A 20,633-nucleotide genomic window follows, 5' to 3' on the forward strand; every position below is an offset into this window, starting at 1 on the left:
AGCCCAGCGACCACTTCTGCATCGCTTGGGGTATTGGTCAGATAGCCGGTTTCCCCTGGGACTGGCATTTTAATTTGTACGAGAGCACGGCTGGTATTTTCCCTCCGTGAGCTGAATGCCAGGCGTTTCTGGCACTCTCATTTACAGGCAAGCTGTAGTCCATTACGCCATTGATTCTATTCAAAGAAAGAAATGCCCCGGACTGATAGGCTCCTTCGATTTTGTTTCCAGAATTTGATGTGAGCGAAAATATCTTGTGGCTTTGCTCCGGCGAGATAATCGTCTTCTCAGAGAGATTCACCTCCCAAGTCTTTGGCGGTTCGACGAACAAGCCGATAATCCCCTGCTCAAGGGCATCTTGGATAAATTGCTCTCTAGGATTCTTGGGCGCTACTTTGTAGGCCTGGGCGATATCGAAGCCTGATCCAGAGATCTGCTGGCAGTTTAGGAAGATGGACTCGGCGAACGCGCTGGCAGGTAGTATTGCGAACACAAGTGCTGCTATCTGTACTTTTCTCATCGTAAATCCTGTTTACTTTGGCGAGCTGATGGCGTGTCGCCAGTTTACACGCCTCTGGTGCTAATGACGTAGCCGATCCATGGCTTTTAGTAACTGCCATGATATTGACTTTGCGTTAGATCATGAGTAACAATGAAGCATAAAAACAATAATAAAGAGTAACCCCTTATGACCTCAAAATTCTTGGTCGAGCCCGTGGTTGTATGTGACGAGTCCTCTCGACACCTATGTGCTGTGTACTTGTGCGGCGGGTATGACAAAGCTAAGACCTGGTACCCTGGCGTCTCGCATTTTTTTCGAGGCCAGCGGCAGGAAGCTCTCCAAGACTGGGGTATCGAAGCCGAGCTTGGCGACCCGCAACACTGGCATATTTTCAAATGCATGGTCATGTACCTGCTGAGCTCGGGGCGATTCAAATTCAGGCACACGACTTACGAATTCCGCGTCGATATGTTTGACGAAGAGACACTGGACTCCCTGACATGGGAGGTGCTGGCCCAAATAAACGAATGGTGAGTTATGTCAGAAGCAGCTGAGCTGGTCTTTCAACACTTCAAGGCCCGCAACCTCCGGGGTCTCCAGTCCATCCGTCACCATCTGGACAAGCAGGAGCTACAGGCAGGGACAGTGCAGCTCCTGGCTGACATCGCCGATCACCTGCACGCCCTTGGCTTTGATGGCAAAAGCAAGCCGCTGTCTGATGAGTATCGCGAGCAGTTGCTGGAATTGGCTACCTTGGTGGGGCCTGTGGCGGTGCTGCTAGGTTGTCAGCGCGGGGCTGGGGTCAGCGGCGATTACGAGCTGGTGCGGTGCTTGCTGAACCAGTTGCAAGAGCATCAGGACGAACTGGTCATTCCGCAGATTTCTGGTGCGCTGATGAACTCCCAGTTTGCTGTGGGCATGCTGCTCGTTCGGTTTTACCTGCACAAGCTGCCGGCTGGTCGAAAGCCCGAGCGAAAGCTTACTGCCATGGAGCTTTACGATGCTTTCGAGGCGTTGGATGAAGTTGTCCCGTTTAATAGCCAGGGACATGAAGAGTTTGCGAGCGCGGAGATCATGGGGCTGATGGTGGAAACTGGGTTTGTTCACAACATTCTATATAAGGCGCAGACCGGGCGTTTTGCTCCGAGCCAGTCATTCTATAATGCACTGAATCTACTCAAACCAGCTGAGCAGCAATTCCTTAAGCAGTTCCATGCTCGGAAAGAAGCCTAAAATAGTTTGCATTGTTTCCCCCTTTGTGTTTTGGCGTTGGTATAATGGGACATACCAATAAGAAAACAAGATCCCTTGGGGGGACTAATGTTTCAAGCACAAAAGCTCGTAAGTCTCATTCGATTCGGTGAAGACGAGGTACCGCCAATCGACTTCAATGCTCTTGCTGATAACCCAGCGTTCAAAGAGTTCTTGACTGCTGCAGTATCCAAAGAAACGGAAGGGCTGCGCACCAAGGCTGATCAATTGCTGGGTGAAAAGAAAAAAGCCCAGGACGCCCTTCGTAAGTTTGAGTCTGGCATTCAAGAAGAGGAAGACCTCAAAGCCCTGAAGGCTGGTCAACTCGATTTCCAAACCTTGCTCGACAAGCGTGTCGGCGCCGCGAACAAAGACTGGCAAGATCGTTTGAGCGCAAAAGATCAGGAAGCTGAGGATCTGCGCAAAGCAATCTCGGATAGGGAATTGAAGCTCCAGGACTTCCAGATTCGCTCTCAAGTTGCTCAAGTCGCACTGCAGAATGAGTTTTTCCAACAGTCCGCATTGGATGATCTGATGCATGCCGCTGGCCAGACTTGGAAACTCAGTGACAATGGTGGTCTAGTTGCCCGTGACGGTTCTGGGAACATCATGCTCGGCAAGAATGGAGCTCCGATTACGCCTGCTGAGTGGGTTCAGGGCCTAACTAGCACCAAGCCCCATTATTTCAAAAATATGCCAGGAACTGGAGCTCGTGGTGGCCAGTCTGGAGCTAAAGTTGTCAGCCTAAAGAACTGGCAAGCATCTCTAGTAACTGCATCTCCTGAAGAGCGCAAAGCTCTCCTCGCAAAGCGCAGTAACGGCGAGATTGAAATTCAACACTGATCTATAGGCCTTCGGGCCTTTCTGGCAGGGCCAGAAGCCGTGAAACTCTGTGAGTTGATCGTTCAAAGTAATGCCTCCTATTAATCACCAACAACTATAAAAATAAAGGTGAAATAATGTCTGCAATGTTCAATCTTGTTGCCCTTATGCGACATGGTAATGGTAACGACCTAGATGCACTTATTCAGGAAGTTCTCTTGCCTGAGGGCTTCCTGGCAATTGATCCTCACGCCACGATTGTGAAGCTGATCGACAGATCCTTTGAAGATGAGGCTCGATACAAGGGCGAAACAATCAGCGTGCCTCGACCAATCGTGATGAAGCCCGCTGAGGAGCACCCCACTGACGGGACTCCAACAACCAGTCAGGCGATCAACACCAGCAAAAGCTCGTTGATCTTGAATAAACAGCCTTTCGTACAGTGGAGCATGACTGAACGTGAAGCTCTCGGCTCTCTCAGCAAGAACATCATTCCAGGCGCGGTCAAGGCTGGATTCAGAGCTATGGGTTCTCGCATGACCAGCGACGTCTTCTCTATGTACCGTGAAGTCTATAGCGTCTGCGGTGATCCTACTTCCACCAATTCTCGCACCAAAGATGACCTTGGTGTAGCTCGAACGGCGTTCTTGGAAAAGAACATTCTCGGCCCTAAGAATATGGTGCTCAATCCTGTCACCGAGGGCTCGCTGGCGATGGAGTTCTCCAAGATCAACGAATCTGGCGATACCAATTTGGTGCGTGAAGGCGCGCTGGGTCGCAAGCTTGGCTTCGACATGTTTGTTGATGCTGCGGCACCGATGCACATTGCAGGTACTGCTTCTCTGAACAACGGCATCACACTGGCGACACCTGGGTTTGCTGGTTCCGACCGTCTGAATCTGGATGGTGTGGGAGCTTCTACTTTCAAGCACGGGGATATCGTTTCCATCGCTGGCTATGATCAGACTCATGTCGTGACAGCTGATGCGACCGGGGCTGTTGTCACGATCGCTCCAGCTCTGCTCGACGCAATCCCCTCGGGCGCTGCCGTTACTGTAATGAAGTCACACAGGGTTGATCTTGCATTCCAGCCTGAAGCGTTCAGCATCGCTTTCCGTCCCCTGGAAAGCCCGGCAAGCACTGAAGGTGTGAAGATCTACCAGATGACCGACCCAGTCACCGGCTTCTCACTGCGCCTGTCGACTCACTACGACATGTACACCCACAACACCACCTGGAAGTTGGACACGCTGTACGGCATCAAGTGCTTCAATCCAGAGCTGGCACTTCGCTTTGGCGGCCACTGACAGACTGGGCCCTGCGGGGCCCTTTCTTCAGAGTGAAAGTAACTATTCGCCATAATATGTTCCACGTGGAACACGACCCTTTTGAGAACAAACGTGAAGCGAGAAATCGAGACTTACAGCCTGCAGTTGGGTGATCACACTGTGTTTGTCGACCGTGGAACATCTGCTGAATGTCATTGGCTGGGCCTGGGGTATCAGGATTCGGCTGCGGTCGAATCTGCTCCTGGTGAACCTGGTGTTGCTGATGAGAAGCCGAAGCGGCGGGGTCGGAAGGCCGTTGTAGAGGTGAATGGTGATGAGTAAGCGCCCTGGCTTGTTCACTGCTCAGACAAGAGAGCGGGAGCCGTTGCCGATCGTTGCGCCTGCTGAGCTTTTGGGGCGGAAAGAGCTTTCTGGCGATGAGGTGCTTGTGACTGAGCCTTGCGAATCTGAGGCCGCTTATCTCTTCTGCAACTCTCTCATCCATGTGGCCGCTGGAGGCGTTGTCAGCACTGACTCAGCGCCCATGGATGCCCGTGGAGGAACCTTTATCGCCGTTGATCGAGGTGCCGTGCTGCAGGTGCGGCTGATGGACGGTGTCGACGCCGCTGAATGCTGGGTGCATGCAGTCAAATGATAAGGCGAGTTGGAGCTTTCGCAATTTTTGGGGTGCTGAGCAAAGGGTATCGGCGCTTCGACGGCACGGCGCCTTTGATTCCTCTCAACGCAATGGTTTATGAGATTGCCAAAGGGCAGTACGAATTCGAACGAACTGACGACAATGACGTAGTGATTTATGAGCAAAACGATCAGTGAATTGCCCGCCTGGGGCGGTGATGTAGAGATGCGCTTGCATGCACACAAGCCTGGGGCATCCGAGGCCGTGTCGATTGGGGATGTTGCGGCCAAAGCCGCGAGGGTCGGCGACATCATGCTTAAGCCGCGTGGAACGTACGAGGGCTTGCTGGAGTGCGATGGCTCGTATCTGTATGACCAGGGTCTTGATGACCTCAAGGCAGCCTTGAATTTCGAGGAATACGGTGCCGCTCGGGTGGCGCTAAACGAAAACTCCGAGCTCCGTTTTGGTACTGAACTCTACACTGACGTATACCGAAGCGGTGTGGCGACCCTAGCGAAGACGGACGGGTACTGGCATCTGTTCCAGGCTGGCAATCCCACACCAAGCAACTACCCGGTTGACATGACTGTCTTCAAAACATCCAGCCATGTTTTCTATGGTACATCTGGCACTGTTTTTCAGGACGTCGGCGCAGTTGCGCTCAACGCTTCTTTTGAAAGTGTCGCAGGTGCTGCGGAGTCCATCTATGGATATACGATCATCGCCGTGGTCGAGTCCGGTGTCCTAACGATTTACAGATCTGATGACGGCGTAAGCTTTAACAAATCTGGCACGATCGCTGCCGACGTTCTGAAGCCGATGAAGTTTGTAGAATCGGGTGAGATCTATGCTCAGTTGACCATCGGAGGTGTCCAGGGTGTTTACAAACTCACGCTGGATGGTGAAGGGGTCTCGACGGACTTGATGCTTGAAATCTCTGCTGACGTTGCGCACGGGTGCATCGAGAGCGCTGGGTTCGGTGCTGTCTACATCTACACAAGCAGAAGTGGCCTTGAATTCAGGGCGCTTGAGTACGAGTCCAGCTTTCCGATTAGTCTTCCTCGGCTGATGAGCTTAAAGCGATTGGTGGCGGTCAACAGCGGCTCAAGCGTGCTCGTCGCAGTCCCAGAAACCAACACCCCCGCAATGATCTCCTTCGACAGCGGCGCCACCTGGGTGCAGGCTCCGGTAATGTCGGGATACGCAGACGCTGACTTCGACCCATTGAGTAACGAGTTTGTCTTTGTCGGCGGTCAGGGCTCAACGGGATCGCTGATGGGGCAAAGCGGCAGCGTGCAGACGAATGCAGCGGACTTCGGCCCTGGCTTCACGCTCATCCTGCCAAACATAGCTCGACCAGAGCTAAATCTGGCTTACTACATCAAAAAGTGACGATCATGCGCGCTTACTACAATGCCTCAGGCTACGTCTTTCGTATCACCACTGCTGACATGCCAGGACTTCAATATTTAGAAATTCCAGAAGACCTCGCGACAGCAACCAGCCTCAGCCAGGGTTTGGTGCCAGTAGTCCGAGGTGGTCAGCTCATATTCGAGCCCAACCGCGCAGCTCTGATGAAAGCCGTCCGAGAGAAACGCGCAGAGCTACTGCAGGAAGCCGACGCAAGGGTTTGCATGCTGAATGACCAGGCCCTGATCGCAGGCACCGAGGTCGATCACGAAACGCGCCATGCCTTGGCAGCTTACCGTCAGGCACTGCGCGACATCCCAGAAACCTCTGACCCCGCAGGTGTTGTTTGGCCGCAAAAGCCTTGGTGATAGCATGTGGTTTCCAATCACTGGGAGCTCGACATGGAAGCGAATCTACGACGTTTGTTACTAGCGCTTGAAGACTGGCTGGTACGCGAGGAGCTTCTGGGAGATGCCTTCTTCATATCACCTGCAGACTGGCAGCAGCGTGGTGAGAGCTGGCTGAACGACGCTGCATATGTCTTTGTGTTCGACAGCAGCAGTGTTCATCACATGCTGAATTTTGGCTGTGACACCACTGAATTCGACGATATTTTTGAGTCATTTGGGTTCTGGTACGAGATGGGCCATAGCTGGAATTTGGGCATTTACCCGATTGAAGATTACGACTTCACACCACCACCTCGATCGTCGTACGCACAGCTCCTTAGAGACCCCAGGTGGAAGCGGAAGGCCGACCTGGTCAAGGATGTGGCGAAGCGACAATGCCAAGACTGCGGTGCTGGTGGCAGACTTGAAGCACACCACTGTTACTACGCTCGAATGAGCAACGGATTCCATCCCTGGGAATATCCATTGAGCGCCCTGCGGGCCCTGTGCCCTGACTGCCATGAGAAGCGCGAGAAGGTCGAGATGAGCTTCCGGGCTTGGTCTGCAAAGCTCACTCACCAGCAGCTCGTTCAGCTTCAGACGGGAGTGGATCATGCCGGTTATTGGATGGGTCATAACGAGCTGTTTGAGTTGCTAAACGAGTCTAGTCGGAATGAGTGCGAAGAACTCCAGGAATTACATAAAAGAGTTATGAGTAAGCCCACTAGCTGATATTGGCTATGGTAATATAATAAGAAAGGGCCGAAGAGCTCTTCTGACTAATAATAAGAAGAATAACAATGTCAGCAACCCCTCCGGCGCCCACCAACGCCTCGAACTTGGTTATTTCCCTGTATGCCCTGATTCCACTGCTGTCATTGGTGGTTTCAGGAGTCTGGGCTTATTCAGGTCTCGACAAGAAAATCGAACTCCTGGATCAGCGCGTCGATATCGTCTCAGCTCAAATCCAGACTTATCAGATTGAGCGCAAAGAAGACAGCAAGCGTATTGAAGACAAACTCGACAAGATCAGTGTGAGGATTGATGCCCTTATTGTTAAGGGGGTGTCGAAATGATCGCAATCGTATCTGCCATCTTTGGATTCCTGGGGCCGTTTGTTCCCAAGGTGTTTGATTACTTACAGTCCAGTCAGGATCATAAGCAGGAAATTGAGCTTATGAAATTGCGGATGGAGTCGGCCAGTTCCGAGCACATCTGGAAGCTGGAGGAAATCAACGCCAGGGCTGATATCCAGGAGTCGATTGCGATTCACAAGCCTGAAGAGCCCTATGCGGAAAAACTGATTACCTCCGTGGGTGGCGGGAATCTGCCCACTTGGATTCGCGGCTACGTTGCCCTGGTCGGTGTGCATGTCGACTTTGTAATTCGCATGTGCCGGCCTGTAATCACGTACCTAATGGTTGGCTTCTACATGTTCTACAAAGTGGCGGTGTTCCATGCCCTTGAAGCTGCAGGACTGACGGGGTTTGATGCGCTCAAGGCCTCGTGGACAGAGTTTGACGAAGCCATGCTCGCGGCTGTGATCTCATTCTGGTTCGGCGGGCGAATTCTTCACCGTCACATGTCGGGTAAGTAAAAATGGACGCGGATTTCCTGGCTCAGACTATCAAGATTGCGCACGCGTTGGTCACGAGCCCACAGTTCGACAGCCTGCATGATCCGAACAAGCGCACCGCGCTTATTGAGCCGTACCATGATCCCTCGGGGTATCCAACGATTGGGTACGGACATTTGCTGTCGAAGGTCGCTTGGGAGCCGCTGGAGAAGTACCCGGCGATCACCGTAGACCAAGCCAAGGCATTGCTGATGGTCGATCTAGGTATCGCAGCTAAAGGCGTCCAGAGCCAAATTACGACTCAGCTCAACGTGTTCCAGTTTGCCGCGCTGATCGATTTCGTCTTCAACGCTGGAGTCGGAAACTTGCGGATTTCGGCGCTTCGCAAGGTCGTAAATCGCAGGGACTTCGGGTCAGTTCCGAAGCAGCTAGAGCGATGGGTGTACTCCAGAGGCGTAAAGCTTCCTGGCCTGGTCAGGCGTCGTCGTGCTGAGGCTGAATTGTTCGCGAGGGCTGCATGATGGCCAGGATTACTGCGAAGAAGGCCATCGGGCGGCAGATACAGTTGAGGGGGCAGTACACCCGGATTGCGCGTGGTGCTGTAGCTCAGCTCAAACAGTTGAGGGAGCAAGTAGCGGCAGAGCTTCAGGACGGTTTGAAGCGCAGCTCGATGCTTACGATCTTTCAGTCGAAAGCCAGGCTCAAGAGGATCGACAGAGCGATCGACGATCAGTATTCAGCAATGGAACGAGACTTGGTCGACGAGCTTACGGAGCTCTACAAGTCACAATCGGACTGGAATTCCGGAGCCCTCGAAGTCGACATTGGCGGTGCTCAGACGAGTGAGGACTTCATTCGATCGTTCATCGAGTCCGATCCCTTTGATGGCAAACTTTTGAAGGAATGGGTCAGCGAGCAGAGCCTGGCTACACAGAATGCGGTCAAGCGGGCTGTGCGGCTGGGTGTCGTGAATGGGCTGCCGGTAAGCAAGATCGTCGATGCGGTGGTGAGTGATCCTGTTAATCCATTCAATGCTTCGCGGCGGAATGTGGAGATCTTGGTTCGGACGGCGGCGGCCCATGTCACAGCGAATGCGGACATGATTGGGTTTGAGCAGGCTGGCGTGGAGCAGTATCAGCTGAGCTCGGTGTTGGACACTCGTACCACGCTCATTTGCGCTTCGCTCAATGGCAAGAAATTCAAGGTCTCAGATCCGAAGCGGAAAGTGCCTCCATTCCACCCAGGGTGCCGCACAACGATGATCGCCATGTTCGATCCGGATGATGAGCCAGTACCAGGTACCTTCGACGATTTCTTAAAGGGTCTGGATGAAGATGATCAGATGAAGATCCTCGGCCCCACTCGATTCAGAATGTGGAAAAAGGGTATGCCGCTTGATGGTTTCGTTGACCAGGACTCCCATCACGTCATTCCTTTGAGTGAAATGAAAGGCCTGTCACTGTCATAAAAAGCGTTTCTCTTAACCAAAAGGTCTTCACAGTCACCCTCAACGGTCTCTTTCCTTTTATAAATAGAAGGAGGGGTTGAGGGTAAGGATCCTAGGGAGGGAGCCCATAGACCCAGTAAATTGGTTAAGAAAAACTATGTACTCGACATTTCAAGATTACGTCACCGAATTCGGAGATGATGACCTCCCGATGGGGGGCGAAGCCCGTGTTGTCCGTGCGATTGAGCGGGCTTCCAGAGATGCCAACAGCTACATTCTCGCTGCAGGCTTGGACACTCCCGTTACCGATCCAAATGCAGTCCTAGACCTCCAGGGCCCAATCCTGGATATCTCTCGATACCTGGTCTACGACAATCCATCTGAAGCGATCACTGCTCGCTACAAAAACGCTATCGATTGGCTCGTCGGACTTGGCACTGGGCGCAACCGGTTGCGGGTAGCCGAGAAAGAGACTCGGAAGTCCGGTTTTCATAATGTTAGGCTCGTTCGCTCGTGATCACTGCGGCATCTCAGCCTATCACCCTGGAGGTCTCAACGGCGGCCCTCCAGGAGCTAGTCCGCAAGGTCAATCAGCTCGGGCCAAACAATGCTCACGTTAAAAAAGGTCTCAATCAGATCGGCGTGCGCTGGGTGGCCAGGGTCAAAGTATGCTTTCAGCGGTCAATAGATCCATACGGCAAGCCCTGGGCGCCCATCACACACCGGCAAGGCCAGCCACTACTCGATACTGGACGCCTCAGGAATAGCATCAAGCATAACGTCCGGGGCACTAATCTCGAATTGGCTTCCAATCTCATATATGCCGACAATCATCAGCTTGGCATTACAGTCAAACAGCGGCGCTTCCTGCCAGATCAGCAGGGTGTTCCAAAAACCTGGTTGGCGGAATATGAAAAAATACTTATCGAAAACATCGAAAACGCCCTCCAGACCAGTACGTCTGTAGTAAAATAAAAATAAAACCATGAACCTTACTGAACATCTCGAAGCCTGCAAGTCCCTGATAGAGCAACTTCCGAGCCAGCCGAAAGTGGAGCTATTCGCGGGCACTCTTTCGATCGAGTCCCTGGAAAAGCTGACGCTTGATGGTCAAAAGTGTTACGTCTACCTTGGTTGCCCAGGCGGCCCAATTCCACCAAAAAAAGATCGCATTAATCTTGAGTGCGAGGCTGTATTCGGGGCGTTTGTTGTCGCGAAGGCTGATAACGACACAAAGGGTCTAAGCAGGAAGGCTATGTCTACTGCTAACGAAATCGCCAGCGCCATTGATAACTTTTACGGCAACCCACAAACCAACCCTAAGCTTCCCGAGCTCCAGTCAATAGAGGAGCTGTTTTCAGGGTTTGGAAATAAAATCAGCTTCTCTGCATGGCAGGTCGTTTGGACTCAAAGAATCATCATCGGTTAATCCAGCAGCATTACACCAATAACAACAAAAATAGGTGACAACATGCCCATCGGCTACAACTCCCCCGACAACACCGTTGGGTTCATCGGCAATGGCCCAGCTCTTGCCTCCCTCATCTCAAAATCCACCGGAAAGCCATTAGGCGGTTTCTTCAACCTGGGTCAGCTTAGCTCTGCACTGATGGCTATCACGGCGGACAAAGTTGAGATGCAAGACACCATGTCTGGGTCTCTAGGTGTCGCTCAGTCGAAGACTATCAAGACTACCGTCGAAGCCACGTTCACACTCAAGTCAGTTAGCGCAGAAAACGTGGCGCTTGGTGCCTACAGCTCTGTTGTGAAAGATGCCGCTGTAGCGAACAAGACTTACACCGATATCGCGTACAAGGGTCGCTCCATCGTCCCTGACGGAATCATCTCATCCGTTACCTCCATTACTGCGGGGGGCGAACCGCTGGTTGTTGGAGAAGACTACGTTGTCAGCAACGGTCACATTCACTTCTACGAAGACGGTTCGGTCGAAGATGGCACTGAAGTAACTGTCACATATGCCACCGTGAGCACGAAGCGCCTGGAAGCCTTGATCGACAGCGACATCGAGCTCTGCATCGTGTTTGATGGCATGAACGTAGCTAAGGGCAAGGCTCCGGTGAAAGTGACCATCTACAACGTGTCACTGTCCCCTATGGCGCAACGTCAGCTCATCGGTACCGACTTCGGTGAGCTGGAGCTCAAGGGCACTGTGCAGCTCGCTAAGCACATCACCGGAGCAGGCCTGTCTCGCTACTACAAAGAAGAGCATGCTGACATCGTGTAATGCCTGCGTCACCGCATGAACAACTAGGGCCTACGGGCCCTTTTTTGCGCGCAAAGAAAAACCGGCCCCGAGGCCGGCTTGGTGCCATGACAGTCAGTGGTTGAACTTGTGCCAGACCTGATTTGCTGCCGCTACCTTGACCCGATCTTTGATCAATTTGGCGTTTCGATGACTGTCTCGGACATGAATCAGCGCATTGAACCGGAACACGTCCTTGTCTTCGTCTAGATCGATGACATCTAGGGAGTTGTTCTCGATCCAGGCGGCAAGATCGTCGATGAGCTGGCGTTCATAAATGACGTTCTCTGGAGTGCCAAGGGTCATCATCCGCTTGAGCTTCGCACATTCGATTTCCAACTCTTCTTGAAGCGTGAGTCCGTTGCCATCTTGGATAATTGATGGATCGTGGCGTGGATCAAACATAGCGATTCTCCTGGGCAGGGAAGTGGTTTGCGAAGCGGCATGCGGCAGCACAGAGCCTGGACAAGTTGTCAGTCGTGAGGCCCTGCCGTTCCAGCTCTGCAGCCACTTCAACTCGGAAATCGCTCATTTTGACTGTGACTGATGTGTAAGCCAGTGCGATGGCTGCTCTATCAACTGGATTAGAAGTACGCATTACGCTTCCTCCTCTTCGTATGACGCCAGTGCCACGGAGGAAAACTCATCGATCGCTTCATCAAGAATCCACTCGTCTTCAACGCGAATGCACAGTTCGCCGTGCGCGTCAGACTTTGCCTGATCTCTGAAATCTGCGAATGAACAGAATTCAAAATCACCAGCAGTCGTTTTGACGGCTTCTCGAATATCAGACTCATCAGCAGCAACGGTGTAGTCACACTCAGCATCTGGATCAATTCGAGATTCTGCGAACTCATCAGCGATGCCATGAATTGTTTCGCTCAGCTCAATTGCTTCTTCGCTTGTTAAGCCCAGGCGGCTGGTTACTTCTGCGACGGCCTTGGCGTGCCAGGAGCCAGAGGTAGCGTGGTAGTCAAAGCAGAAGTCGTTGTATGCAGCGAGTGCTTTGCGAATCTGCTCAATGTCGGAATTTGTGGTGGTCATGGCGCTCTCTCTTGTTGTTATGTGGCTCTCTCCACAATTCTTATGTTACCCCTGAGCTTTTGTCCGATCTACTATGCAGTCAGCAAAGATCAGGTATACAGCGAAGAATGTCATACCTCGATTTCCTTTGTTGTCAAACGGGGTTTGGCCCACGGGGGTTGTGGGGTTCGGTATAATGGAGAAAAGCCACACATAATAATAAGTAGAAAGCATGGCACTCTCAGATCTCGTGATCCCCTCGCGGCCTATCACAATTACCCAGGCATCCGCTGACAAACCGGAAGTAACCATTGATGTCTTCGGTTTGAATACTGAAGACTTCATCTATCTTGTCGACGGTTATCGTGATGCCCTAGCTGCGATTTTTCTACGCAATGTAAAAGAGTCGCTAGCTGATCCGGATGTTTCGAAAGAGATCTTGATGAGCTTTCCAGGGTTTGCTGCTGCGTGTGTTGCATCTGCTTGTAAACAGCGTAGTGCTGAGGAATACGTCCGCAACCTACCATTTCCCATCCAGCTTGAGCTCTTGGCGACAGTCTTCGCGCTGACATTCCCTGGCGGATTAAAAAAAAGTCTGGAAAAGCTGCTGCCGACGATCTTACCGCTGCTGAAAAAGTAAAGCAGTTTGAAGCGTCAAGGAAGCAGTCTAAGGCTACTGAAGAGCAAGACCCGGAGCAGTTCGCGCTAGTTCTTATCGAATGTTGCGAACTGCTGATAGCTAATGGTCATGCCGGGCTGAATCCCTATCAGTACTCAATCAAGCGCCTGTTGCATTTGGTTGGCGTTCATAAAGAGCGTCTGCGTGACCAGCTCATGACCCGAATCATCGCTGACCATATGTCTCGCATTGCAATTGCGACAGGCGACGGGAAAGAGTTCAAGAATCTAATCGACCAATTAAGCCAAAAAGAAGAATAACAAATGGCTGGAAGTACAATTATTCAGCTCGTTCTGCGAGCCCGTGACGACATGTCCAAAGGCCTTAGTAGTGCTACTGCTAAGATTGCCGGACTCATTGCAGCTTTTGCAGGCGCAAGTGCAATTAAAGAAACAGTAAGTCAGCTTACCGAGCTGGATGTTGCTGCTCGCCGCCTGGGGGTAACTGTAGAGGATCTTACCGCTGCTCAATATGCTGCATTCAAGACTACTGGGGTTGGTGCGGAGCAGCTGGTTGATGCCCTTGAAGAAGTCCGGATAAAAATCGAAGAAATGAATTCGATCCAATCAGGTGGTGCGATCGACTTCTTCCAGATTATGAAAACCTCTAGCGCTGAGTTCATGAAACTCAACCCACTAGAGCAACTTCAAAAAATCTCGGACGTAATGAAGGGCATGTCGACGTCTGCTCAATTCACGTTCCTGGATCAGATTGGCTCAGACAATCTACGCAACCTGCTTCCGCTGCTGCAGGACGGATCCGGGAAAATGAAAGAGCTCATGGCTAGCGCTAAACAAGCCGGCCTGACACTCAGCAGTCTGGATGCAAAAAGCGTCGAGCAGATGAATCGCTCATTCAATGAGCTCTCCAGCACTCTGAGCATTGGATTCAAAAAGGGTGTGGCTGATGCTGCCCCCGAGGTTCAGGCACTCTTTGAAATGATCACTCAGGGTGCGACCCAGGCCTCCAGTGACATGGACAAGATGGGTTCCTCTGGCCGGGAGATATGGCGTTCAGTGATACAGGCCGTCGGAGATGGATTTGCGAGGCTCGGCAGAGCAGTCGATGGGCTGTACGCACTGCTATTCGGCTTGGTCACCTACGGAGCCGACTTCGTCAAATTCTTCCTGCTTGGCATCGACACCATCCTCACCTACGTGGGTAAGTTTGCTGGCAGCTTTGTCACGTTCTATCGCCAGGCATTTGCAGACGTCCTCAATCTTGTTGCCAACAGCTTCGTACCTGGCATCAAAGCGTTGCTCGATAAGATTCCAGGCAGCATGGCGAGCTCGATGGCGGCGGCCATGGAGGGCGTCCAGAAGTCGATAAGCAGCTATGCAACAGAGCTCAACAAGCCCGTAACCATCAACCTAGGCGGAATGCTGACGGGCGCGGCTGCTGAAGTCGACAAGTTGAGTAAGGTCGCCGATCAGCTTGGCCAGCAAGCCACGAAAGCCTTTGCTACTGGCGAGGGCGGAACTGTTGGTGCGATCAAAGGGTTCACTCAGCAAATTCTGGCTCGCGGCGACGAACTGAACAAAGCGAACGAGGCTCTGGTGAAGCAAGACCAGGAGCGCGCAAAACTTGGTACGAGCAAGGGCGGTGACGCCAAGAACTCACTGACAAATACGCAGACCGCAGCAACCTTGGCAGCGACTCAGGCCAAGCTCCAGGCCGATCTCGCGAAGATGGCCATCGATAAGAACATCGAGCGAATTCAGACGCAACAGCAGCTCGACCAGAAGGCCCTCGACGCCCGCGCAACCGCAGAGAAATTGACCGCAGGTGAGATTGCCGAAGCCAGGCTCGCTATTGATTTGAAAGCAAACCGCGAGATCAGCGATCAGCGCAAAGCCTCGATCGGCGAAGACTTGAAGGTGCTGCAGGCCCAGCTCGCGGCACAGCGAAAAGTCCTGGGTCAGTCGACCATTGATTCGGAGCGTGGCACTGCGCTTGGTGCGATCGCTGACATCGAATCTCGGATAACAGTGAAGCGCCAGGAGCAGCTGAATTTGACCAGCGCCTTGGCGAATCAGGAGGCTTTGCTAAAGGCTGATAGGGCTTCTGCGCTTGCGGATTCCCAGGCTCAGGTGCAGGCGATCAAGGATCAACTGGAAGTCGACCTGCTGCGTATTCGGGGTAGCGATTTCAAAGCCGATCTGCTGGAAGTCGAGCGTGATTTTGCTGATACCAAACGCATCCTGGAGTCGATGGGTGAGGATTCCACTGCTGCTCAGGAACTCGTCAACGCGAAAAAAGCCAAGATCGAGTTGGATGAGATCGACCGGCAATACGCTGCGCTGAAGAGGAAGCTTGAGAGCAATCAGATCTCGTCCAAGGACTACCTGCAGCAGGTCAATGCCCTTGGCGATCGCGGCGAGAAAGCTGCAGAAACCACTGGCAACCGGGATGACGTTGACCGCACTAAGGACAGCCTGGAATCAGCGAGGTCGGAGGTTTTTAGCTTCAGCAAGACGTGGAAAGACCTGCAGGGCAGCATGTCCAACGACCTCGGTGACGTGTTCACCTCGATCGCCACCGGCTCCAAAACGGCACAGGAAGCCTTCGCAGACATGGGCGCTGCCATGATCAGCACGATCATGCAGGTCATTGCTCAGTTGCTTGTGCAATATGCGATTCAGTCGATGTTGGGGATGGTCAGCGGTGGCACGACAACCGGACTCAGTAACCTTGCCGGGCTAGACAAAGAGGTTCAGCACAGCGGGGGTATCATCGGCTCTGGTGGTCGCTCCAGGGCAATGTCTGACTGGGCATTTGCCGGCGCTCTTAAGTACCACACTGGCGGGCTCATCGGTCTCAAGCCAAACGAGGTACCAATCATTGCTGAGAAAGGCGAGGAAATGCTGACAGCCAATGACCCCCGGCACCGCAACAACTTGGGCAAGGGCGCCAGTAATTCCGCCAGTGATCAACCTCGCTTAACGATCAACAACATGATCGACGCACCAAGCATCGCAAGTGCAATGGAAGGCCCCGAGGGGGAGAGTGTCTTTATGAACTTCATACGAGCAAATCGCGCTGAAATCAAAAGGCTTTAAGTGCTATAATAAATAAAAAGCCAAGAAGAATAACAACATGGCTCTCTACACTTTCACTGCTGCCTCACACACCGACTTTGTGACCAAACTCCTTGCCAACGTGGTGGCTGAGGGGTGGGTTGTTGAGTCGGATTCTGCTTCTTCGAAGGTCTTGCGTATACCGGCTGGGGGCTATGTTGCGCTGTTGATTGATGGCGTGAATATCGAGCTGCAGGCGTTTCGATCATTCGACCCTGGGCGTGCCATTGGTGATCAGATTGGTGCGATCAAGACGCCTGTCGGGGGGTACCAGCTGCCTCGGGTGCCGCTGCATGACCAGGCATTTCAGGTTTGGCTGTCAGTCTCGGAAAGGCGCCTGGCGGGTGTGTGTAGGATTTCGAATAGCTACCACTCTTTCTACCTGGGGTTGCTGCTGCCGTTTGCGAATACGGAGAGCTATCCGTTCCCGTGTTTTGCGGGTGGGAGTGGTGATGCTGAGCTTTGGTCTTCTACCGCTACCCAGGCTTGCGCTTACCCGTGGTACGGCGGCACCTCACGACCTAGCCAGGTCTGCCTTCCTGGTGGTGGCTGGCAAGCTGTAGCTAAGAGTGGGGGTAGTGACACTCTGGACTTTAAGCCCACTTACAGCTCGGACTATGCGTACACATGGCCATTCGACGGCGGCGTCGGCGGGCTGGGCAAAACCCTTGCCGGGGATCACGTGATTTACAACGCGATGATCGTGTCTGGATCTCCTGCAGTGGGGGACGGCACTGACGATGGACTGTGGCTTGGATACTTAGATGGGATCTTCGCTTGCAGCAATGCTGGGGCTTCTGCCGAGTCAGTCATCACCATCGATTCCATTCAATATCTGCTCGTCCCGAACGTGTACCGGGGTGCTCAGTACTACGCATTCAGGCTCGCATAATGAAATACCAAACTGGCTCTTACTCGTCGTCCGAAAACCTCCTGCAGCTCTTGAAGGACAAGCTGGCGGCTGAGGGTTGGACTGCTGATTCTCATGTCTACGTGGATGCTGCTGACACGACCTTTGGTAAGCGTCTGCACCTGCACCGTGGTGATGTGTATGTGAGCCTCCGGAACTTCGATGACTACGATCCTGCGCGTGATGTTAAAGCCACTGGATTTGGGAAGACTGGCATTGATATTCGCGTCAGCACTGGCTACAGCGCTTCGAGCGTCTGGTACGAACAGCCAGGGTTTTCGTCAGTCGGACGCTACGTGCAAACCGGGGCTTCTGGGGTGTATCACTTGTTCACGGACGCTTCCAAGGTTGTTCTGGTTGCGGAGTACGAAACTGGCAGGTACTCCCACGTCCTGTTTGGCTTGCTCAACACCCATGTCGGTGGCACTGGTGGGCAGTTCTTAGCGGGCACGCAGGGGGCAAGATTTGCTGAGTGGTCTGTGCCTTTTGACACGTCGACAGACACCACCTCCGTGCGAGTCGTGAAGTCTGATTTCACGGGCTGGCTGACTAACGATAGCTACATCGCAAACCAAGGCATCTGCCCATCGTTCTCGTCATCCAACCTTGTTCGAGTGCCAAATTTCAGCCCAGGATCGACGAGTCAGATTGGGAGCGTCGGAAGCTCGGCGAGAAGTTCGAATAGGTTGAATGGGCTGTCTGGACTGATGCCGATTTACATGTATGTGAGGCACAGCGGCGCCTGGTGCCCGTACTCGGAGTTCAGCGATCTGTTTTTCGTGAACTGCGATCTGATGGCCGCTGAGCAAGACTACGTGGTGGGTGACCAGACCTTCAAAATTCTCCCGTTCCTGGGCAAGCAGATCCCGGCTGTTCGCACTGGGCCTCTGTACCAGTTGGGCTTTGCGGTGAAGGTCGATGTCTAAGATCTCACCACGGTTTCTGTCGATCTCTGCGAAAGATCCTGGCTACGCCGGGTATGACTTCGTGCTCGGATCTCGGCCTATCGCCACCCGAAAAATGGTGCGAGGTGGGTATGGTTACGTCGGCTATTCGGGTTTGAACATGGCTTGGCAAGGGCTCGAAGCTGGCGGGTGGGGAGACGTGTTTTTCGACAATGTTTTCGTATCGCCGGCAGTGATTGATGCAGGCCTCGTTACCGGCGACGAGAGTTTTGAGTTTTCGATCTGGCACACCTATCGATCGAGCATTGAGCTCCAGGGCATCGCGGAGTTTGGGGGGGATAGCGTCGAGCTGACTGGCACTAAATCTGGCTCTGTAAACGCCTTTGAGTCGACGAAATACCTGGTTTCTCTTAACCAAACAAACAGCGATACGTCATACAGAGCGGCCTTCGATTTCGGATCTGCAGGCTCATACGATTTCAAGCTGAGCGCCTCACATGCCATCGTGCTGCACTTTCAGATCGACTGGAGCATGCAGCCGGAGCTTCGGCACAGCTACTTGACGGAGACGATCGAGAGCTGGAGTGGCATTGAACAGAGGATTTCCCTTCGTGACCAACCTCGGCTGTCGGCCACTTACCAGTTTGGCCTGGCTGATGCGGATCAGTACCTCTTCAGCAACCTTGTAGGCAATTTTTCAGGCCGGTACCTGGTGCCTCTCTGGCCGTTTCAGTCCGAGCTCGCAGAGCCTGTTTCGAGGTTTGAAAGCAAAGCCATTGTGTCCGATCTGAGCGCATGGGTCGTGCCAGGCTGCCGAGTGATGTTGTCTGACGCTGATACGTGGGAAGTGTGCAAGGTTGCGTCAGTTGCTGGCAGGGAAGTGGTCTTTGGTGATTTGGTTAAGAAAAACTATCGAAGCGGCTCTCGCCTGATTCCAGTAAGCCAGGCCTGGATCGGTGAAGACGTTTCATCAGTTGCGCATGGCATGGATGTAGAGATAACGGGGGTATCGTTAGATTTCGACGAAGTCGAGCTGCTTCGTCCTGCTCCAGTTGACAACTTCACCATGTTTAACAATCGACGGGTGTTAGACATTAGGCCCGACCGCTCAAAAGACTGCACTATTCAATACAAACGCTTGAGGGAAACACTAGACCCAGCTATCGGTAGGCGCTTCATCCACGATCGCGTGCAGGGCGCAGTGAAATATCTCCAGTACAGTTGGAGATTCTTTGACCAGAGTTCCCGAAAGCGCTTTGATGACTTTGCAGAGCTTGAACGAGGTGCTCAGGGCGAGTTCTATATCGAGAGCGCGCTAGTTTCCATGAGACTGGCTAAAGATATCGAAGCAGCGACCCTGGAAATCACCATTGGCGAGGCTAACTACAAAAACTTCCTGAGGTCCAACACCTTTGCCCCGGCGATTGCACTCAAGTTGTATAATGGAACTGTGCTATATCGAAACGTCGACAGTGCGACCCAAGGTCAGGACAACACCGAAGTAGTTACGCTTCAGGAGCCAGTCGAAAACATCAAAATCGATGACGTTGAATACATAGCGCCTCTATTTCTAGGTCGTTTCGAGTCTGATGAGTTTGCTCACACTTTCGATACGCCTGCTGACAGCTCCATAACAAAAATAATAAAGCAGCTGATCTATGTTGACCCTGAAATCAATCGAGAGGTCACTCTCACTTAACAAGCCAGTCGAGCTGTATCTGTTCGAATTTGGCTCGCAGTTCTTTGCCTATACGTCCGGTTCTAGGCCACATCTTCACACTGATGGTGTCATCTATGAACCGTTGGCAATGAAACGTGGCAAAGTCCAGAGAACTGCTGAAGACTACAAAAACCAGCTGACAATTGATCTCCCTGGCGACTCTCCGGTGCCCTTGCTGTTCCGATCGCACCTGCCCGCTAAGCACGTAAACCTCAAAATCTTCAGATCCCAACGCGACGACAAGAGCCTGTATGTGAATGTCTTTGCTGGCGAAGTCAGTGCTGTCGCATGGAACAACTCAATCGCCACACTAACTTGCAACCCCGCCAGCGCTTTGCTTCGCCGCCAGATCCTGCGCTTCGGCTACCAAAGTCAATGCAACCACCATCTATACGACAATCTTTGCACTCTAGACATCGCGCAGTATCAGGAAACTCAGACAGTCCTTAGAGTCGAAGACGGCGGCGCAAAGATCTACCTGTCAACGCTAAACCATGAAGCCGAATACTATTTAGCAGGCCTGGTCTCTTTTGACGAAACTGACTACCGAATGATCTTAGAGGTAAACCCTGAAGAGAACTCAGTAACGATGATCTCAGGCATGGACTCCCTAAGCGCCGGCAACCAGGTGAGGCTAGCCAAGGGCTGTGACAGATCAGCCAAGGCCTGCCACTCGTTCAACAACTTTGACAATTTCTCAGGATGCCTGACCATTCCTGACGAAAACCCATTCCTATAAAAATAAGAAGAAACA

The 20,633-nt window shown here is 52.6% G+C and carries 24 protein-coding genes; 21 read left to right on the forward strand and 3 right to left on the reverse strand.

All coding sequences use genetic code 11. The annotated features are described in order from the left end of the window. Window positions 1-37: 37 nt before the first annotated feature. On the reverse strand, window positions 38-520 hold the full coding sequence (locus tag ACQZ2L_RS12370) for a hypothetical protein (RefSeq protein ID WP_430326272.1): 483 nt from the start codon (window positions 518-520) through the stop codon (window positions 38-40). A gap of 519 nt (window positions 521-1,039) precedes the next feature. On the opposite strand from ACQZ2L_RS12370, the gene ACQZ2L_RS12375 reads away from it, so the two are divergent. From ACQZ2L_RS12375 to ACQZ2L_RS12445, 15 genes are all read left to right on the forward strand, one after another. Then, window positions 1,040-1,735, forward strand: coding sequence for a hypothetical protein (locus tag ACQZ2L_RS12375; protein ID WP_430326273.1), 696 nt, complete (start codon window positions 1,040-1,042; stop codon window positions 1,733-1,735). Window positions 1,736-1,822: 87 nt separating this feature from the next. Continuing rightward, complete coding sequence (locus ACQZ2L_RS12380; RefSeq protein ID WP_430326274.1) at window positions 1,823-2,596, forward strand: hypothetical protein; 774 nt, start codon at window positions 1,823-1,825, stop codon at window positions 2,594-2,596. A 116-nt stretch (window positions 2,597-2,712) separates the two neighbouring features. Then, window positions 2,713-3,882 carry a P22 phage major capsid protein family protein gene (locus tag ACQZ2L_RS12385; RefSeq protein WP_430326275.1) on the forward strand — a complete coding sequence of 390 codons (1,170 nt, stop codon included), beginning with the start codon at window positions 2,713-2,715 and terminating at the stop codon, window positions 3,880-3,882. Window positions 3,883-4,177: 295 nt separating this feature from the next. Continuing rightward, entirely contained in the window at window positions 4,178-4,498 is a 321-nt protein-coding gene (locus tag ACQZ2L_RS12390; protein WP_430326276.1) for a hypothetical protein, read from the forward strand. 159 nt (window positions 4,499-4,657) lie between these two features. After that, complete coding sequence (locus ACQZ2L_RS12395; protein WP_430326277.1) at window positions 4,658-5,872, forward strand: hypothetical protein; 1,215 nt, start codon at window positions 4,658-4,660, stop codon at window positions 5,870-5,872. 5 nt (window positions 5,873-5,877) lie between these two features. Beyond that, complete coding sequence (locus ACQZ2L_RS12400) at window positions 5,878-6,258, forward strand: phage tail assembly chaperone (RefSeq protein ID WP_430326278.1); 381 nt, start codon at window positions 5,878-5,880, stop codon at window positions 6,256-6,258. A 33-nt stretch (window positions 6,259-6,291) separates the two neighbouring features. Then, window positions 6,292-7,011: an HNH endonuclease gene (locus ACQZ2L_RS12405; RefSeq protein WP_430326279.1), complete on the forward strand. Its 720-nt coding sequence runs from the start codon at window positions 6,292-6,294 to the stop codon at window positions 7,009-7,011. Between the two features lie 68 nt (window positions 7,012-7,079). Beyond that, window positions 7,080-7,355, forward strand: a complete 276-nt coding sequence (locus tag ACQZ2L_RS12410) for a hypothetical protein (protein ID WP_179179368.1) — start codon at window positions 7,080-7,082, stop codon at window positions 7,353-7,355. Next, a complete protein-coding gene (locus ACQZ2L_RS12415; RefSeq protein ID WP_430326280.1) occupies window positions 7,352-7,876 on the forward strand; it encodes a hypothetical protein in 525 nt (174 codons plus the stop codon). The genes ACQZ2L_RS12410 and ACQZ2L_RS12415 overlap by 4 nt, the downstream gene beginning before the upstream one ends. Window positions 7,877-7,878: 2 nt before the next feature. Continuing rightward, window positions 7,879-8,376: a lysozyme gene (locus ACQZ2L_RS12420; RefSeq protein WP_430326281.1), complete on the forward strand. Its 498-nt coding sequence runs from the start codon at window positions 7,879-7,881 to the stop codon at window positions 8,374-8,376. Beyond that, a complete protein-coding gene (locus ACQZ2L_RS12425; protein ID WP_430326282.1) occupies window positions 8,373-9,323 on the forward strand; it encodes a minor capsid protein in 951 nt (316 codons plus the stop codon). Before ACQZ2L_RS12420 ends, ACQZ2L_RS12425 begins: the two co-directional genes overlap by 4 nt. Before the next feature lie 190 nt (window positions 9,324-9,513). Then, window positions 9,514-9,819: a phage protein Gp36 family protein gene (locus tag ACQZ2L_RS12430; protein WP_430326459.1), complete on the forward strand. Its 306-nt coding sequence runs from the start codon at window positions 9,514-9,516 to the stop codon at window positions 9,817-9,819. Next, complete coding sequence (locus ACQZ2L_RS12435) at window positions 9,816-10,277, forward strand: phage virion morphogenesis protein (RefSeq protein WP_430326283.1); 462 nt, start codon at window positions 9,816-9,818, stop codon at window positions 10,275-10,277. The genes ACQZ2L_RS12430 and ACQZ2L_RS12435 overlap by 4 nt, the downstream gene beginning before the upstream one ends. 10 nt (window positions 10,278-10,287) lie before the next feature. After that, on the forward strand, window positions 10,288-10,731 hold the full coding sequence (locus ACQZ2L_RS12440; protein ID WP_430326284.1) for a hypothetical protein: 444 nt from the start codon (window positions 10,288-10,290) through the stop codon (window positions 10,729-10,731). A 42-nt stretch (window positions 10,732-10,773) separates the two neighbouring features. After that, complete coding sequence (locus ACQZ2L_RS12445; RefSeq protein WP_430326285.1) at window positions 10,774-11,547, forward strand: hypothetical protein; 774 nt, start codon at window positions 10,774-10,776, stop codon at window positions 11,545-11,547. A gap of 93 nt (window positions 11,548-11,640) precedes the next feature. Here ACQZ2L_RS12445 and ACQZ2L_RS12450 read toward each other — a convergent pair whose 3' ends face one another. After that, window positions 11,641-11,970: a hypothetical protein gene (locus ACQZ2L_RS12450; RefSeq protein ID WP_430326286.1), complete on the reverse strand. Its 330-nt coding sequence runs from the start codon at window positions 11,968-11,970 to the stop codon at window positions 11,641-11,643. 192 nt (window positions 11,971-12,162) lie between these two features. Further along, window positions 12,163-12,609 (reverse strand): hypothetical protein, encoded by a 447-nt coding sequence (locus ACQZ2L_RS12455; RefSeq protein ID WP_430326287.1) that lies wholly within the window; start codon window positions 12,607-12,609, stop codon window positions 12,163-12,165. 211 nt (window positions 12,610-12,820) lie between these two features. Between ACQZ2L_RS12455 and ACQZ2L_RS12460 the strand changes: the two genes are divergently transcribed. The 6 genes from ACQZ2L_RS12460 (at window position 12,821) to ACQZ2L_RS12485 (ending at window position 20,618) form a co-directional block, all read left to right on the forward strand. Next, window positions 12,821-13,228: a phage pre-tape measure protein gene (locus tag ACQZ2L_RS12460; RefSeq protein ID WP_430326288.1), complete on the forward strand. Its 408-nt coding sequence runs from the start codon at window positions 12,821-12,823 to the stop codon at window positions 13,226-13,228. A 302-nt stretch (window positions 13,229-13,530) separates the two neighbouring features. Further along, the gene (locus ACQZ2L_RS12465; protein WP_430326289.1) at window positions 13,531-16,326 is read left to right on the forward strand and encodes a phage tail tape measure protein; all 2,796 of its coding nucleotides are present in this window, start codon (window positions 13,531-13,533) and stop codon (window positions 16,324-16,326) included. A gap of 37 nt (window positions 16,327-16,363) precedes the next feature. Then, a complete protein-coding gene (locus tag ACQZ2L_RS12470; protein ID WP_430326290.1) occupies window positions 16,364-17,236 on the forward strand; it encodes a hypothetical protein in 873 nt (290 codons plus the stop codon). After that, the gene (locus ACQZ2L_RS12475) at window positions 17,236-18,180 is read left to right on the forward strand and encodes a hypothetical protein (protein ID WP_430326291.1); all 945 of its coding nucleotides are present in this window, start codon (window positions 17,236-17,238) and stop codon (window positions 18,178-18,180) included. The genes ACQZ2L_RS12470 and ACQZ2L_RS12475 overlap by 1 nt, the downstream gene beginning before the upstream one ends. Then, window positions 18,173-19,858, forward strand: coding sequence for a hypothetical protein (locus tag ACQZ2L_RS12480; protein ID WP_430326292.1), 1,686 nt, complete (start codon window positions 18,173-18,175; stop codon window positions 19,856-19,858). The genes ACQZ2L_RS12475 and ACQZ2L_RS12480 overlap by 8 nt, the downstream gene beginning before the upstream one ends. Beyond that, a complete protein-coding gene (locus ACQZ2L_RS12485) occupies window positions 19,818-20,618 on the forward strand; it encodes a phage BR0599 family protein (protein ID WP_430326293.1) in 801 nt (266 codons plus the stop codon). Before ACQZ2L_RS12480 ends, ACQZ2L_RS12485 begins: the two co-directional genes overlap by 41 nt. The last annotated feature ends 15 nt before the right edge of the window (window positions 20,619-20,633 follow it).

Source organism: Pseudomonas shirazensis (genome assembly GCF_050496565.1).
Taxonomy (GTDB): domain Bacteria; phylum Pseudomonadota; class Gammaproteobacteria; order Pseudomonadales; family Pseudomonadaceae; genus Aquipseudomonas; species Aquipseudomonas shirazensis_A.